Origin of the sequence: Flammeovirga yaeyamensis (assembly GCF_018736045.1) — a bacterium.
In the GTDB taxonomy this organism is placed as follows: Bacteria; Bacteroidota; Bacteroidia; order Cytophagales; family Flammeovirgaceae; genus Flammeovirga; species Flammeovirga yaeyamensis.
Map to the genome: position 1 here is coordinate 4,875,379 of NZ_CP076132.1, position 16,002 is coordinate 4,891,380.

At 34.0% G+C, this 16,002-nt stretch carries 14 protein-coding genes; 8 read left to right on the plus strand and 6 right to left on the minus strand.

What is annotated here, in order from left to right:
* Window positions 1-65 precede the first annotated feature (65 nt).
* Both KMW28_RS19395 and KMW28_RS19400 read left to right on the plus strand, forming a co-directional pair.
* Entirely contained in the window at window positions 66-1,217 is a 1,152-nt protein-coding gene (locus KMW28_RS19395) for a murein hydrolase activator EnvC family protein (protein ID WP_169665942.1), read from the plus strand.
* Between the two features lie 183 nt (window positions 1,218-1,400).
* Entirely contained in the window at window positions 1,401-1,892 is a 492-nt protein-coding gene (locus tag KMW28_RS19400) for a hypothetical protein (RefSeq protein ID WP_169665941.1), read from the plus strand.
* An 88-nt stretch (window positions 1,893-1,980) separates the two neighbouring features.
* On the opposite strand, the gene gatC is transcribed toward KMW28_RS19400, so the two are convergent.
* Together gatC and KMW28_RS19410 are read right to left on the minus strand one after the other, a co-directional pair.
* Window positions 1,981-2,268: an Asp-tRNA(Asn)/Glu-tRNA(Gln) amidotransferase subunit GatC gene (gene gatC, locus KMW28_RS19405; protein ID WP_169665940.1), complete on the minus strand. Its 288-nt coding sequence runs from the start codon at window positions 2,266-2,268 to the stop codon at window positions 1,981-1,983.
* A 119-nt stretch (window positions 2,269-2,387) separates the two neighbouring features.
* Window positions 2,388-2,975: a lysophospholipid acyltransferase family protein gene (locus tag KMW28_RS19410; protein WP_215585768.1), complete on the minus strand. Its 588-nt coding sequence runs from the start codon at window positions 2,973-2,975 to the stop codon at window positions 2,388-2,390.
* A gap of 473 nt (window positions 2,976-3,448) precedes the next feature.
* Between KMW28_RS19410 and uvrA the strand changes: the two genes are divergently transcribed.
* Genes uvrA through KMW28_RS19430 form a run of 4 tightly spaced genes read left to right on the plus strand, consistent with a single transcriptional unit; the run spans window position 3,449 to window position 8,700 of the window.
* Window positions 3,449-6,274, plus strand: coding sequence for an excinuclease ABC subunit UvrA (gene uvrA, locus KMW28_RS19415; protein ID WP_169665938.1), 2,826 nt, complete (start codon window positions 3,449-3,451; stop codon window positions 6,272-6,274).
* An 8-nt stretch (window positions 6,275-6,282) separates the two neighbouring features.
* Complete coding sequence (gene cobC / locus KMW28_RS19420; RefSeq protein WP_169665937.1) at window positions 6,283-6,849, plus strand: alpha-ribazole phosphatase family protein; 567 nt, start codon at window positions 6,283-6,285, stop codon at window positions 6,847-6,849.
* Between the two features lie 2 nt (window positions 6,850-6,851).
* Window positions 6,852-7,595, plus strand: coding sequence for a segregation and condensation protein A (locus KMW28_RS19425; RefSeq protein ID WP_169665935.1), 744 nt, complete (start codon window positions 6,852-6,854; stop codon window positions 7,593-7,595).
* Complete coding sequence (locus tag KMW28_RS19430) at window positions 7,582-8,700, plus strand: glycosyltransferase family 39 protein (protein ID WP_183363998.1); 1,119 nt, start codon at window positions 7,582-7,584, stop codon at window positions 8,698-8,700. The genes KMW28_RS19425 and KMW28_RS19430 overlap by 14 nt, the downstream gene beginning before the upstream one ends.
* 32 nt (window positions 8,701-8,732) lie before the next feature.
* Here the strand turns inward: KMW28_RS19430 and KMW28_RS19435 are convergent, their stop codons facing one another.
* A complete protein-coding gene (locus KMW28_RS19435) occupies window positions 8,733-9,524 on the minus strand; it encodes a hypothetical protein (RefSeq protein WP_169665931.1) in 792 nt (263 codons plus the stop codon).
* 124 nt (window positions 9,525-9,648) lie between these two features.
* Window positions 9,649-10,278, minus strand: coding sequence for a hypothetical protein (locus KMW28_RS19440; protein WP_169665929.1), 630 nt, complete (start codon window positions 10,276-10,278; stop codon window positions 9,649-9,651).
* A 361-nt stretch (window positions 10,279-10,639) separates the two neighbouring features.
* Here KMW28_RS19440 and KMW28_RS19445 point away from each other — a divergent pair, with 361 nt between their 5' ends.
* A complete protein-coding gene (locus KMW28_RS19445) occupies window positions 10,640-11,326 on the plus strand; it encodes a spondin domain-containing protein (RefSeq protein ID WP_169665927.1) in 687 nt (228 codons plus the stop codon).
* A gap of 64 nt (window positions 11,327-11,390) precedes the next feature.
* On the opposite strand, the gene KMW28_RS19450 is transcribed toward KMW28_RS19445, so the two are convergent.
* Window positions 11,391-12,296, minus strand: coding sequence for a mechanosensitive ion channel family protein (locus KMW28_RS19450; protein WP_169665925.1), 906 nt, complete (start codon window positions 12,294-12,296; stop codon window positions 11,391-11,393).
* A 130-nt stretch (window positions 12,297-12,426) separates the two neighbouring features.
* Window positions 12,427-14,088, minus strand: coding sequence for a S41 family peptidase (locus KMW28_RS19455; protein ID WP_066211762.1), 1,662 nt, complete (start codon window positions 14,086-14,088; stop codon window positions 12,427-12,429).
* 269 nt (window positions 14,089-14,357) lie between these two features.
* Here KMW28_RS19455 and KMW28_RS19460 point away from each other — a divergent pair, with 269 nt between their 5' ends.
* The gene (locus tag KMW28_RS19460) at window positions 14,358-15,914 is read left to right on the plus strand and encodes a DUF5723 family protein (RefSeq protein ID WP_215585769.1); all 1,557 of its coding nucleotides are present in this window, start codon (window positions 14,358-14,360) and stop codon (window positions 15,912-15,914) included.
* Window positions 15,915-16,002: the final 88 nt, after the last annotated feature.

Sequence of the window (16,002 nt, forward strand, 5' to 3'; positions counted from 1 at the left end):
TTTGCATTCTGAAATAAAAAAATTATTTCAGAATGAACATCTAAGTGATTTTTTACTACTATTCAATGCGTTTCTTTTTTACGATAATAGCAATATGTTTTTCTTACATCTTATTCGCTCAACAAGATGTACAACAGGCTAAGAAAAAAATAGCCCAGACTTCTGCTATTCTCAAAAATACAACAGAACAAAAAGAAACTTCATTAAGTGAATTAAGCGACCTTGAAGCTCAAATTGAAGGTTTAGAACATCTGTTGGATCAAATTAATAAGCGCATAAATGTCTCGAAGAAAGAAGCTTTATTGGCTACACACAGTATCGATTCTCTTAACGATAAGGTGCTTCTTCTAAAACAAGAATATGCTCAACTCGTGTATGCCTCTTATAAAACAGGAGGTGACTTCGAACAGTTGGCTTATCTTCTTGCTAGCGATAATTTCTCACAATTTGTCAGAAGAGCAAGTTACATTGAGCATTACAAAGAAATTCGTAAAAAGCAGATTTTAGAAATTGAAAGAACACAAGCACTCCTAGCCGATAAAAAAGTAGAACTTGAAGAACGAAATAAAGAAGAACAAGTCCTTTTAAAAGAAGAGAAGGCTCAACTCGCTTCATTGAAATCATTAGAAAAACAACAAAGTGAATTAATAGCTGATCTTAAGAACAAAGAAGAATATCTAAAGAAACAGCTAGAACAAGAAAGAGAAGGTTTAGCTGAAATTCAACGTCAGATGTTAGCCATTACGACTAAAATAAAATCTGATGAAACATCAAGAAGTAAAGAGTTGGCCATGGCCTCCTCTAAATCTTTTGATGAGTTGCAAGGAACATTAATTTGGCCTGTTCCCGAAGGAGTTATCACCAATCGCTTTGGTATTCGTCCTCATCCCATCTTGGAGGGCGTTTCTATAGAAAATCATGGTATTGATATTCGTGTAAAACAAAACACCAAAGTAAAAACGGTGCACAAAGGAGTAGTCACGGCAGTATCAAAAGTACCCAACCTTCAAAATGTTGTCATGTTAAGACATGGCAACTACTTTACGGTTTACTCAAAACTTTCTAAAGTATATGTAAAGGTCGGCGATCAGCTTCCTTCTTCTAAAGCAATTGGGTTAGCAGGTAAAAACGAAGACGGTGTTTACGAAGTTCAATTTCAAATTTGGAATACTGAAGGACAAAAATTGGATCCTGAACAGTGGCTCGCTAAAGATTAATTCCTATTCATTCCCAACGACTTCCTCTAAACTCTTTTATTATTCATGTATTTTCACGTGTGAATAATATTTAATGAGTAAGATTTTAATTACATTTATTTGAGTTTTTACTTTTTTTAAGAGTTCTATAACAAACTCAATGTATTTTATCTCGTTCAATCGGAGACAACAAATAATTAAAACATGAAAAAATTCTTATTCACTATCTGCGCTCTACTAGCAACTGTAAGCCTTTATGCTCAAACCCCTGCTTTTACTGCATCACCTCAAGGTCAAAATATGGACTTTGAAACAATCAAGACATTAATTAAAGCTGAAAAAAGAGGCGTTTTAAAAGAAAACATGAATTTAGCCGAGGATGAAAATGATGTTTTCTGGCCTGTTTATGATAAATACGAATTCGAACATAGTCAATTGATGAATCAGCAATACGCACTTCTTAAAGAGTATGCTGAGAATTTCGAAACTCTTGATGAAAAGAGAACGGATGAGTTGATGAAATTGGCTTTGAAATTAAATAAACAAGAAATTGATCTTAATTTGAAGTACTACAAGCAGATGAAAAAAGTCGTTTCTACACAAACAGCTGCTCGTTTTGTTCAGATTATGGGACAGTTAAATACAGTGATCGACTTGAGCATGACTCAAGAGTTACCGCTGATTAATAACCTTTAATCGGTAAAGTATTTAACAAAAAAAGACCTTGGAGGATTCAACTTCAAGGTCTTTTTTTATTTGAAAATATTTTATTAAAAGAGCTTTTTTACTCCAATACTTTTGGTACTCTAAAGTAATCTGCGTCCTTTTTAGGAGCATTCTTTAAAGCATCCTCATGCGACAAAGTTCTTGCTGCTTCATCTTGTCTCCACACGCTTTGCTCTACTGTCATGTGAGTTAACGGCTCAACACCATCAGTATCTACTTCTTCAAGCTTTGCTACCCACTCCACAATTTCGTTCATGCTTTTCAGCATTTTCTCTTCTTTGTCTTTATCCAGTTCTAAACGGGATAAATGAGCAATTTTTTCTATAGTATCTTTATCAATAATCATAATTAGTGTTTGATTATTTTATCAATATATCACAAATTAAATGATTTATTTGAGATAATTTCAATAAAACACATGAATTAGTAAGAAATAACTCTTTTATACATCATAAGAAAAACCAATTAACCTTTAGTTGAATATTCTTTTGGGTAATGCTTTTTCAATTCAGCTTCTATGACCTCTTTCGTTTTCTTTTTCAATCGGTCCACATCATCTAAAGTGAGTCCTTCTGTAGAAATTGGTGCATGCTGTACCAAACGCAAAGGCGTCCATTTTAAATAAGGGCCTAATGATGGCCATATTTTCCAATTACTCACAATAGTCACCGGCACAACAGGCTTTTGAGCACGGATCGCAATTATATATGCCCCATCTTTAAAAGAATTCAAAGTAGGTGGCGTTCTATTTTGAGTACCTTCAGGAAAAATCCCTAAACTATACCCTTCTTTTAATCTATCAATTGATTTTTGAAAGAGTTCCTCATTCTTTCTCGAATTTTTTCTATCCACAGTGATATGGATATTTCTAAACATCCATCCAAAAATAGGTGCTTTTCCTAAACTGTTTTTCCCTAAAAAGATCACAAACTGATCCACAATCAATTGCAAAGCAGGAATATCCAGAAAAGAGGTATGATTACTCACAAATACATAAGCCTCTTTCTTCGACAATTTTACTTTTTTTTCCTTTTTAATAGGAATCAAAATCATGATATAAGTAAAATAGGCCCAAGCTTTATTTAGGTAGTAAGTGAATGGCAATAGCTTCCTATTGGGCACCCAAATAACTAGCGCAAAAAGTGGATACAACAGTAAAAGCCCAAGCATGAACATACTGATACCCCAGATTAAATAAAGTCTTAAAAAAAACATCATTTTGGCTATTGAATTAAGTGAAGATCACCTCTTCTTAAATTACCAGCAAAGAGAAAATTTAGTTTAGTTTTTACTTGAATACTTTTCTCTTACTTACAAAAATGATATATTTTTTTATTGATGAATAAATGTTCAATGATTTTTTCGTCAATTCACAAGATATTTTCTTACTATTTGATGTTTAATTAATGCATTTCTCTAATTTTATAGTCTGTTTTTTATCATCTTGTATATGAATAATGGTAGTGCGTTAAAACGTAGATCCGATTATTCAAAACTAAGATTTCAAAAGTCACCATCAGCTTTTTATGCGTTCAGTAGATCAACTCAACCCCAAAGAATACATTATTGTCAAAGGAGCCAAAGTCAACAATCTAAAAAATGTTGATGTGTCCATTCCTAGAAATAGTTTTGTGGTCATCACAGGTGTTTCAGGATCTGGAAAATCCTCCTTAGCTTTCGATACCCTTTTTGCAGAGGGACAACGTATGTATGTGGAAAGTTTGAGTTCCTATGCCCGTCAGTTTTTGGGCAGAATGGAAAAACCTGAGGTGGAATACATCAGAGGAGTTTGCCCTGCCATCGCGGTAGAACAAAAAGTCTCAACGAAAAACCCTAGGTCTACTGTAGGTACCACCACCGAGATTTACGATTACCTCAAATTACTTTTTGCAAGAGTAGGTACTACCTACTCACCTATATCTGGAGAAAAAGTAAGTAAATCTTCTGTAACGGATATCGTCAACTACATCTATACTTTTAAGGAAGGCACAAGGTTTATTATCTCTTGTCCATTAAAAATTCCTGAAGGACGTGAACCAAAAATTGCTCTCAACCTTCTACTACAGCAAGGTTTTACAAGAGTGATTGCTGATGGTCAAGTGGTGTATATCGAAGAATTAGTAGAAAGCTTAGAAAAAGGTGAAAAGGTAGATCTCGAAGCCTTGGAAATGCTAATTGATAGAAACGCAGTCAAAAAAGACGATGAAGAGAATCAGTTTAGAGTAGCTGACTCCATTCAAACTGCGTTATTCGAAGGTGTTGGCGAATGTAGAATCGAAATTATCCAAAAAGGAAAAGATAAAATTAGCACAACCTTCTCCGATAAGTTCGAAGCCGACGGAATGATCTTCGAGGAACCAAGTGTCAACCTTTTCAGTTTCAATAACCCTTACGGTGCTTGTAAACGATGTGAAGGTTTCGGTAAGATTTTAGGTATCGATCCTGATTTAGTCATTCCCGATAAAACACTTTCTGTGATTGATGATGCGATTATGCCTTGGAGAACGGAAACCATGAAAAAATGGTTGAAACCTCTAACGGATAATGCACACGAAAACGGCTTCCCAATTTTTAGATCGTACAATGAATTATCTGATGATGAAAAGGATATTCTTTGGAACGGTAAAGGCAAGTTTAAAGGTATCAACAAGTTCTTTGATCACTTAGCTTCTAAAACGCATAAGATTCAATACCGCGTGATGTTATCAAGATATCGTGGTAGAACTGTTTGCCCAGAATGTCATGGTTCAAGACTTAGAAAAGATGCTTCATATGTCAAAATCGATGGTAAATCAATTATTGATGTGGTATTAATGCCTATCGAAGAATCGAGTGCCTTTTTCGATAAAATCAAATTAAACATACACGAGCATAAAATTGCCGATCGCCTTCTTGCAGAAATCAAGAACAGATTGCAATACATGAATAAAGTGGGGTTAGGTTACCTTACCCTCAACCGTCTGACAAGTACTTTATCGGGCGGTGAATATCAAAGAATAAAATTAGCGACTTCTTTAGGTTCTGCATTAGTAGGATCGATGTATATCTTGGATGAGCCAAGTATCGGTCTTCACCCAAGAGATACACAAAACCTTATCGTTGTTCTAAAAGAATTACAGCGATTGGGGAATACGGTTATCGTAGTAGAACACGAGGAAGAAGTAATGCGTGCGGCCGACGAAATTATTGATATCGGACCGGATGCAGGTAGTTATGGCGGTCAACTTCAATTCCAAGGAAGTATTGACGAAGCCATTGCAAACCCAGAACAATCGCATACCACTCGTTATTTAAGTGGATTATCATTTATTCCGACACCGGAAAAGCGTAGACCTTGGTCAGAATACATCGAAGTGATAGGAGCCAAAGAAAACAACTTGAAAAACCTTGATATCAAATTCCCATTGGGAGTAATTACATGTATTACGGGGGTTTCTGGTAGTGGTAAATCAACTTTAGTTAAAAAATGTCTGACTCCTGCTTTAAACAGAGCATTGGGGAATCATACAGACGAAAAAGCAAAGATTGATCGAATCGATGGCAACATCAAGAGTATTACCAAAGTGGAGTTTGTCGACCAAAACCCTATTGGTAAATCATCTCGTTCTAACCCTGTAACCTACGTTAAAGCATACGATCCAATCAGGGAATTATTCTCTAAGCAACCACTTTCTACCAATAGAGGTTACAAGCCTGCTTTCTTTTCTTTTAATGTGGATGGAGGCCGTTGTGAAACTTGTCAGGGTGAAGGAACAAACAAGATAGAGATGCAGTTTATGGCGGATATCTTCCTTCCTTGCGAAAGTTGTGGTGGTAAGCGTTTTAAAAATGAAATTCTTGAAGTAAAATATAAGGAGAAAAGTATTTCTGACATCCTCGAACTCAGTGTAGACGAGGCGGTAGAATTCTTTGCCGACCAAAAGAAGATTATCCAGCGTCTCCAACCATTACTTGATGTTGGTTTGGGTTATATTCGTTTGGGTCAATCATCAAATACTCTTTCTGGAGGAGAGGCACAAAGAGTAAAATTAGCTTCATTCTTAGCCAAAGGCACACTAAAAGAATCCGAAAGAGTACTTTTTGTATTCGATGAACCAACGACCGGACTTCATTTCCAAGACATCGATAAATTAATGAAAGCCATCAATGCATTGATTGATAAAGGACATACGGCCATTATTATCGAACATAACGTGGAGGTAATTAAAACAGCCGATTGGATGATCGATATCGGTCCTGAAGGAGGTAAAAACGGTGGAGACATTGTCTTTGAAGGAACTCCAGATGATATTATTAAAACCAAAAATGGCTTTACTGCAGGTTATTTAAAAGCAGCCATGAAATCTAACTAATTTACTATATGAGCATGACGATCTATCTTGTTCGACATACTACCCCTGATGTCGAAGCAAGCAAAATTTTATATGGACAAACAGATTTAAATTTGGATCAAAATTTTGATGCTGAAGCCGAAGAAGTAAAACAAACTATTGGTGATGATGGACTATCCAGTATTTTTTATAGTCCACTAAAAAGGTGTAAACAATTAGCAAAGAAACTACCTGCTGATATTCACATTGAAGATGATCGTTTGCTAGAAATTAATTATGGTGATTGGGAGATGAAAACCTTCCACGAATTGGGTGCTGACTTAAAAGAGTGGGCCAAATATTTTGATCATAAGGCGGCTCCAAATGGCGAATCTTTGATGGACGTAAAATCGAGATTATGCGATTTTTGGCAAGATAATATTCAATATGATGAAGGTAAAAGTATCGCTATTGTAACCCACGGTGTTGTAATGCGAGTAATTTTATGTTACCTTCTCGAAATGCCTTTAAAAAATATCTTCCGAATTCAGTTTGGGTTTGGTAAGGTAATTAAGATTGAACTACAAGAATCTGGTAGAACCAGAGTAAACATATAACAATGAGCTTCGAAATAAAAATTCAAATATTTGAGGGCCCTTTTGATCTCCTTCTTTTCTTTATTCAAAGAGATGAATTAGACATTCATGATATTCCTATTTCACAAATCACCAACGATTTTTTAGGGTATATGGAAGATATGGAACGTCTTAATATTGAATTAGCGAGTGATTTCATTGTTGTTGCGGCTACGTTAATGCGTATTAAAGCAAAGATGTTATTACCAAGAGTTGAAAAGGACGAAGATGGCAATGATATCGACCCAAGAGATGAATTAGTCAAACACCTTTTAGAATACATGAAGTACAAATCGGTTCTTCAAACACTAGAAGAGTGGGAAATTTCTATGCTAAATAGAGAAAAAAGAGGAAACATCTCCAACGAAGTCTCTGATATTGAAGAAGAAATTGGAGTAGAAGCCGAACTTCAGAATGTGGACTTATTCAGCCTTCTAAAGTTCTATCAAAATGCCTTAAAGAAGCTAGATGCCCAAGAAAATGCACCTCGACATCAGGTAGTAAAGTATCCTTATTCTCAAGAAGAAAGACAAGACAGCATCATCGATACCTTAAAAACTAAAGAAAAGTTTAGTTTTATGGATTTAATTAAAGCAGATTTTAATAATGTGGCCATTGTTTTCAACTTTCTAGCTGTTTTAGAGTTACTTTCTCAAAACAGAATTACCATTGAAGTACACGAAGGATTCAACAATTTTGATATTAAGAGAATTGATGAAGCTGCTTAATTCTATCCAAAAAAAGTCCTATCATTATCCTCTACTTTTTATCCTTTGGTTAATAACACATGGTATATTGTGGCAGAGTAATGGACCTAAATTAGGTGCTGATTCTCGCTTCTTTTTCTACCTTTCTGATGATATACTTAATCATCAAATGACATTCGATAGAAGCGTATGGTACCTAACTTATGGTATTTTCATCACATTCTTTCGTCTATTTACTCAAAAAATTGAAGCGATTGTTGTTGGACAGTTAGCTTTGAACTTCCTCAGTGGCGTCTGTTTATATCAGATAATTAAAAAATATTCAGATCATTCTACAATTGCTTTTTTAGGGACATTTGCCTATTTGTTCTTCCCTATTTCTTTAGAGTGGAATTACATCATCTATAGTGAGTCTCTATTCACATCACTTTCTATAATCACCTTTTATTTTTTCACACGAAAAAAGTACTGGAAATTCACTTTCCTATTTTTACTCACATTTTTTACACGACCTAATGGTATTGTATTATTAAGTGCTCTTGTCATTGCCTATTTCTTAGAACTATATCAATCCAAAAAAATTAAAAGAAGCTATATAATTGGAATATCATCTATCGGCTTTCTTTTATTATTGATAATTTTAAACCGTATGATGTCGTTCTATGGTCCGCTTATGATAGAAGGATATCTAATTGCAGAAATCATTTACCCTAAATACACGTATTTCATTCAACCCATTGATTCTCCTTTTCTGATATCAAAAGACCAGAATATACTTTTACAGTTAATAGGATTTTCTTTTGGTAACTTATGGTACTCAATTCAACTATTTACTATTAAAAGCCTATTTTTTTGGGGACATATTAAACCATATTATTCCACTTTACATAACCTGATAATTGCCGTAACCCTCTATCCTCTTTATTTTATTTCGGTATTAGGTATTCGACAAATAAATAAGTGGGATCTCCTTTTAAGATCATTTGTTTTGTTTATCCTTTTTCAAGGTCTAGTTGTTGGTTTAACATCAGAAAATTGGGATGGAAGGTTCTTACCTCCCTTACTTCCTTATTTGATTATTTTGGGATGTATAGGCCTAAAAAAATACCCGACCTTATCAAAATAAAGTCAGGTATTAATTATTTATATAAAAGGCATCTATTTTACGAAATGTAAATCACTAATTGGAACAGTTATAACATCTTGACCTATTTGATAGGTAATCGAATCATCTGCTTTGTTATAACGAACAAACATATCTTCACTACTTGCATAATTTGATTCTTTATAATTTGCTGTATTTGGAGTAATGAATTGAATTTCACAATCTACTGTTTCACCAGTCCATGCTAAATAGTATTCAAATTTAAATGTATGACCAACTAGGTTGGAAGGTATTTCCACATTATGAGGTCTTTTTAAATCTTCACTTCTATCTGTTGTTTCTTTTATGATTTGAGTATCTACTTTTCTATTTACAAGGTAGTCTGGCGTTTGAATGGAAGCCAATTGCTTGTTAGAAACAGGTGAGGTAGTTTGTATAACCGTTAAACCTTTATCGTTTACCGGACGAACTTTTTCACTTAATTGAGCTGCTGGCTGGTCTTTTTTAGGGAGTGAAAACCCATAGTCTTCAAATTTAGCATGTTGACTTACGTCTTCTTTTGTGAACTTATCTAAGGTTTTTAAAGAACTTTTTGATGAAATAGAACCACCTTGGTTTTCGTCTGGCTTGGTATCTACTCCAGAAACTTCATCTCCTTTATTTCCTTCGGGAGTTTCTGTTACTGTTTGATCTGGCGTTTGTGAAGCTGTAGAATCATTTGTGGCCAAAACTGGTTTTTCTACTTTTGGTTTCTGAGCTACTGGCTCTGGATCTTTATCTTTATTACAAGCTGAAATGGATAATAATAATGCTAGTGGTGCGATGAATTTGATTGAATTTTTCATGATAATTCTAGTTTAATTTAGTTTTCTGATGTATTAAGTTTTGTTGCAGTTTATGACATTCAGATTGGAGACTATATATAGATATAGCTATCACTAACTCTATATATAGTTTCCTGAACTGATGTTATTTTTTAAGTGTTTTCAGTTCTTTCACATTAACCGAGTAATCTCTACCCATAGCATGGAACGAAATTGTATTTGTTGATTCATCATATTTAAATGATAAATGATCATTTCCGTAGTCATTGCTAGTACCATCAAAATTCAACAACTTGATTTTAATGTTGATATAGTCTTTCGACATGACTAAAAAGGTTACATCAGATAAGAAATCATCATTAGGAGTTTGCTGTTTAAACTTGTAAGTATTTCCTGTCATAAAGAAACCGTCAGGTATAGGTTTCTGTGATTCTAGGTACTCCTGATATTCTTTACTCTGAGTAAAAGTCAGAAAGTCTTTTTGTGCTTGTTTAAAAGGTTTGATCGGGGTTGAATCCGTTCCTTTTAATCCTGAATTTTCTTGAGGAGTCTCATCTGTAGTGGAAGGTTTAGTTGTTGTCACCTCTTCTGTACTTGTGGTTGTTTCAGGTTTCTGAACAGTTGGATTAGTTTCTGTAGAATCCGTTTTGGCTTGAACCTGTTCTGCTGGTACTTCTATTTTTGCTTTTACTGGCTCTGGATCATTTTCTTTATTACAAGAAAATAATGAGAACATAAATGCTGTGGTTGTTAAGATATAGATTGACTTTTTCATAGATTAATTAGATTTGATTGATTTGTTAAGAATAATTAAAATTACTTCTTCAAATAACGTTAGTGTTAAAAAAACGGACATCAAATTAACAGTCAATAACAAAGAATCAATTTAACTTTTCCAAGACAAACAAACTAAAAACACCTATTAAACACACAATATCAGATATTTACATGTTAAATAATTATATTATTTAAATTTTATATAAATAATGACCTTTCAAGTATTTACTTACACTTTTAACAGTTTAAATAATTCTATGAATGTGAAATACTTCACATTCTAATTACCAAAACATCATTAAATTGTGATTATAAATCATTATTCAGCACCTAATTAACTATTAAAAATACTACTTATCATGAAGAAATTTCTCTTACTATTTACCATTGCCCTATTCTCTTTAGGTTGTGATAATAACGAAAATGATACTCCTCCTACTAATCTTCCTGAGCTTTCAGAAACAGCAACCTACAAAGTCACTTTCCAAGGAACATGGAGTAGTAGCAGTCATCCAACCGAATACCCTAGCAACTCTCACTTTTCTGGTGTTATTGGTATGACCCACAATCAAGATACTAGTTTTAGAACTGTTGGGCAGTTGGCTACAGAAGGTATTAAAATAATGGCCGAAACTGGTGGAAAAGGCACCCTAAGTAGTGAAATAAACTCCATAATTGAAGATGGTAATGCTTCAGTATTAATAAGTGAAGGTGGTCTTTCTACTGGTTCTAGTGGTATTAGTTTTGAGGTAACTGTCGATAAGGATTACCCCTACATCAGTTTATTTTCTATGATTGCTCCTAGCCCTGATTGGTATGTAGCTATCGAAAATTACCATTTGATAAATGAAGGAGCTTGGGTGGAGTTAATCACTTTACAACCCATGCATTATGATGCAGGCACTGATAGTGGAGTTTCTTTTGCATCACCAAATGCTCCTACCACACCACAAGAGCCCATTTCTATTATTACAAGTTCTCCACTTGGAAATGGAGAAATGGTCAATCCGTCAGTCGCTACTTTTACTTTTGAAAGAATAGAATAAAAAAAGGCTTTCGTGGATGTGTATTTTCATCTACGAAAGCCTTTTTCTTTATATAAATTAAAGACTAATTTTCTCTTATTTCATTTTGCTTAGGCATTGTAAAATGCTCCCACCCGCTTCCTAAGTTCAAATCTCTTTGAGGGAAAGGAATAGAAATACCTTCATGTTTAAAGCGCTCAAACAAGGCATAATAGATGGAGCTCTTTAAATGTCCTGGCTGAGAATAATATTTTACAGTCCATACATTTAGGGTAAAATTGATAGAGTTATCACCCCATTCTACGAACATTAAATCAGGAGCAGGACTTTTCATCACTCCATCAATATGATTAAGGACTTCTAAAGTGACTTCTCTAACTTTTTTTGGGTCTTCGTTATAAGATACACCAATTGGAATTCTTATTCTTACTCTCTTCTCATTATGCGACCAGTTAATCACATTATTTGATATAAACTGAGAGTTTGGAACAATTACCGTAATATTATCATTGGTTAAAATGGTTGACGATCTAGAATTGATTTCTACCACTTTACCTCTAGTATCACCAATTTCAACCATATCACCTACTTTAATTGGTTGCTCAAATAATATGATTATACCCGATATAAAGTTATCAGCGATTGTTTGTAAACCAAAACCAATACCTACACCAAGTGCACCAATTAGGACTGATAATGAGCTAAGATTAATTCCTGAAGATTGAAAAATGATAATACATCCAATACTCACAAAAGAATATCTAAATATCGTCCCGATATTATAGCTTACCGATTCTTCCAATCCATATTTGGGAAGTATTTTATTTACCAACATTTTTCTTAGCCTACTTGATAAAAAGAAAACCAAGACAAAAGCCAGAATAATAGCTATTACAGATAGAGGAGTAAACTCTTTTCCACCTACGTGGAAAGGGTAAGTAAAAATCTCAACAATAAGTTCAAAAAGTTCATTATCACTTATTTCTTCCATAGTAGTTTAATTTTTTTGAGGTTAATAGATTGTAAAATCCTGTTCCAAAACATAGATTTTAATAAAAATAAAAAGGCTACCATTAAGGTAACCTTTTATATCAAAAATCTTATTTTATCACCACTGAAAATTAATTTCCAGATAATATTTTCTGATAACGTGCATCGTCATTCAATACTTTCACCGCCTCAATTACATCAAGGTCAGCTGTAAATGTAGATTCGATTTCACCAGCTTCAAGGTAATATCTTTTACAAATTTCAGCTTCAAGTACATCTGTGATTTCTTGCCTAAACTTAATCACATCCGACTCTTTATTATGATAAACTAATTTTCTCAAGTTTTCGATTTCATCTTTAATGTCTTCGTAATACTTGTCTTCTTTAGCACTTTTTTCTAACTCTTCCATAGTTACTTCTACTTTCGTTTGGTAACCATAATCTTTATCTTTTAACCATTCTACAAAATCCTCAAACTGAGCATCAGATAGATTAAAGTCTCTTGCAGCTACAATTTTTTCATTCTCATGATGGAATTTAGTAGCGTAGTCAAAAATCAACCCTTTAAGAATTAGAGAAACTGTAATCTGAGCAAAGTTGAATGGCTTTACTTTGATATCTGGCATTACACCACCACCATCTAAAACAGGTCTTCCGTTGGCTGTTTTAAATTGTTCTCTTAAAGAATCAGCAACAACAATTGCTTCTCCATCTTCATTTCTATGGCTATAATCAATAGCTTGAATACATCTACCAGATGGAATGTAGTATTTAGCTACAGTTACTTTTAGTCTTGAATTGTAATCCAATGGACGAGTGGCCTGAACCAATCCCTTACCAAATGATCTTGATCCTAATAAAACGCCTCTATCATAATCTTGAATCGAACCAGAAACAATTTCAGCAGCAGAAGCAGATCCACCATTCACTAAAACAGCTATTGGAATTTCTGTATCCAACGGAGGATTCATAGCTTTATATGTTTTGTTCCAATCTTCGATTCTACCTTTAGTATACACCACATCAGAACCTTTTGGAACAAATAAATTCACAATACTTACCGCTTCATTCAATAAACCACCTGGGTTACCTCTTAAATCGATAATTATTTTTGTAGCACCTCTATCTTTTAATTCAGTAAGCGCATCTCCAACTTCTTTACTAGCATTTCTAGTAAAATCAGACAATTGAATCAATCCTACATTATCTGTCACCATGCCATAATAAGGGACATTATTAATTTGGATTTTTTCTCTCTTCACCTTAACATCAAAAGGTTGTTCTTGCCCAAATCTTTTAATAGTTAAAGTGACTTCACTACCAGCTTGTCCCTTTAAATATTTAGATATTTCTTCTGTATTCTTTCCTGAAATATCATCTCCATCTACTTTCTTAATGATATCTCCAATCTGAAGTCCCGCCTCGTAAGCTGGGTAACCTTCATTAGGAAGAATGACAGTAATGTCTCCATTTCTATTTCCTACGACAACACCTAAACCACCATACTCACCAGTTGTCATCGTTCTATAATCTTCGATTCTGTCTTCTGGGATATAATTTGTGTAGGGATCTAACGTAGCTAACATTGCCTCTATGCCGGTAGTCATTAACTCCGAAGGGTTAACATCATCAACATAATATGTATTTACTTCTTGATAAAGTTGAGCAAAGATCTTCATGTTCTTTGCAATTTCGAAGTAGTGATTACCTAATTTCTTGCTTGTAAAAGAGAAGAATAATAGAGGTAGAATCACCAAAGAAGATAAGAATATGTGCTTTTTCTTTAAACGCATATATTTATATATTAAAATATGAGTGGTAATCTTAATTAGGCGTGACCAAACTATAGATCGACATTAATAAATAAAGTTAAAGGAAAATTAATCAAAAATCTTCTATTTATTGATGCTTTATATACTTTTTCAATAATTTTTAGAGGAACTAACGAAAATGCACTCATGTTTTATTATATTTACAATTCTTAACACCCTAGTAAAACGTAACAAATTTCTTTTTTGATTAAATCACGGGGTTAAGTACCATAAACTATCTTCAGGCTGATATGAAACTCTATAGATTTCTACTTTTTGCTATATTTCTGGGGCTACCTATTATAACTTATGCCCAAATGGAAGGGAGTGTCTACTCTGTCACAGGTCGTGGCGGTGTAGGAACTACTTTTGTGACCGATTATCAAGCGATTGGTATTAACCCTGCCAATCTTGGAATCAAAAAAAATTACAGAGATCCCAAATTTACTTTTGGATTACTCGAATCGAACTTCATCTTTTCATCAGAGGCAATTAACACTCAGGAGCTTCTTAGTGCATTGACTGATTACAGAACTACAAAATTTAGTCTCGAGGATAAACAAAGAGCTGTTGATAAATTTGACAGTAAAGTAACCACTGTAGATGCAAGTGTTATGTTATTTGGTGCAAGTATGCAACTTCCCAAAAAATGGGGTGGTGTAGCCATCAGCATCAGAGATAATGTTCATACGAGGGTAAAAACAAATGCTTTTGCAGCTGAGGTTTTATTCTTTGGAGCGACATCAAGTTACTTTCCTAAATTAGAATTAGCAGATGGAAGTATCATCGATAACCCAAGACATACTGGACAAGGTGAACCTTTAACTTCTGAACAAATTTCTCAAGTTAGAGGCGGATATTTCGAAAATGTAGACGATGCTCAAACATATAGTGAACTATTAGCAGGTACAAAAACCAAGTCTACTTGGGTGAGAGAGTATAATGCTGCTTGGGGTGCACAAATTTTAGAAACATACGATTTGTCAATTTATGGAGGTTTCGGTGCAAAATACATTCAAGGTTTAATGATTCTTGATTTTGAAGTAGATGATAATGGCAATATGAAAGATGCTGTTTTCTCTTCTTCATTTGTCAACCCAGAAGATGTATTGAATGCTGCATCTCCAGATGCCAATGCTATCATTAACTCTACTACTGCAGACAATCGTTCTATGACTCAAAAAGCACTTTTCCCTAAAAATGCTGGTTGGGGTTGGGGTCTTGATTTTGGTCTGACATTCGTTATTAAAAGAAACTTAAAGGTAAGTGCAGCAATTTCTAATTTCGGTAAAATGAATTGGGAAGGTCAAGTTTACTCAATTAATGATGGTAAACTAGCTAATATTAATGGTCAAGGTTTAGATAATTACAACTTCTTGATTAACGATCAATCTGCCTTTCAATTTGCAGGAACTAATTCTGCTTTAGACTGGACGACTGATGCAAAAAAAGAATCATTTGATTTACCGACAATATTACGCTTCGGAGCGAGCTACGAGTTTTTCCGTTTAGTACATGTTGGTTTCGATGTGATTATTCCTCAAAATAATGAGCCTGGTAACATAGAAAATCCATTTTATGCCATTGGAGGTGATTTCAGACCTTTCAAAAGATTTGCCTTCTCTACAGGGTTTAACTATGGTGGTAACAACGAAGTATTTAACTTCCCACTTGGTGTTACTTATTTCTCAAGAAAAGGAAATTACGAGGCTGGTATCTCTACCCATGACGTTAAATCTTACTTTGCCCAATCGGCAAATACAAGTACTATTTCATTGGCAGGAGGTTTCTTAAGATTCAAAATTTAAAACTAGCTTTTTCATAGATCTTTTTAGTATAAAACCATCGTTTTTAATAAACAATAAGTATTTGCCCAATATTTGCAGTAGTGACTTC

Bases quoted from the DNA above. Each gene is read 5' to 3' on its own strand.
- KMW28_RS19395 (WP_169665942.1), top strand. From the start codon at position 66: ATGCGTTTCTTTTTTACGATAATAGCAATATGTTTTTCTTACATCTTA.
- KMW28_RS19400 (WP_169665941.1), top strand. From the start codon at position 1,401: ATGAAAAAATTCTTATTCACTATCTGCGCTCTACTAGCAACTGTAAGC.
- gatC (WP_169665940.1), bottom strand. From the start codon at position 2,268: ATGATTATTGATAAAGATACTATAGAAAAAATTGCTCATTTATCCCGT.
- KMW28_RS19410 (WP_215585768.1), bottom strand. From the start codon at position 2,975: ATGATTTTGATTCCTATTAAAAAGGAAAAAAAAGTAAAATTGTCGAAG.
- uvrA (WP_169665938.1), top strand. From the start codon at position 3,449: ATGCGTTCAGTAGATCAACTCAACCCCAAAGAATACATTATTGTCAAA.
- cobC (WP_169665937.1), top strand. From the start codon at position 6,283: ATGAGCATGACGATCTATCTTGTTCGACATACTACCCCTGATGTCGAA.
- KMW28_RS19425 (WP_169665935.1), top strand. From the start codon at position 6,852: ATGAGCTTCGAAATAAAAATTCAAATATTTGAGGGCCCTTTTGATCTC.
- KMW28_RS19430 (WP_183363998.1), top strand. From the start codon at position 7,582: ATGAAGCTGCTTAATTCTATCCAAAAAAAGTCCTATCATTATCCTCTA.
- KMW28_RS19435 (WP_169665931.1), bottom strand. From the start codon at position 9,524: ATGAAAAATTCAATCAAATTCATCGCACCACTAGCATTATTATTATCC.
- KMW28_RS19440 (WP_169665929.1), bottom strand. From the start codon at position 10,278: ATGAAAAAGTCAATCTATATCTTAACAACCACAGCATTTATGTTCTCA.
- KMW28_RS19445 (WP_169665927.1), top strand. From the start codon at position 10,640: ATGAAGAAATTTCTCTTACTATTTACCATTGCCCTATTCTCTTTAGGT.
- KMW28_RS19450 (WP_169665925.1), bottom strand. From the start codon at position 12,296: ATGGAAGAAATAAGTGATAATGAACTTTTTGAACTTATTGTTGAGATT.
- KMW28_RS19455 (WP_066211762.1), bottom strand. From the start codon at position 14,088: ATGCGTTTAAAGAAAAAGCACATATTCTTATCTTCTTTGGTGATTCTA.
- KMW28_RS19460 (WP_215585769.1), top strand. From the start codon at position 14,358: ATGAAACTCTATAGATTTCTACTTTTTGCTATATTTCTGGGGCTACCT.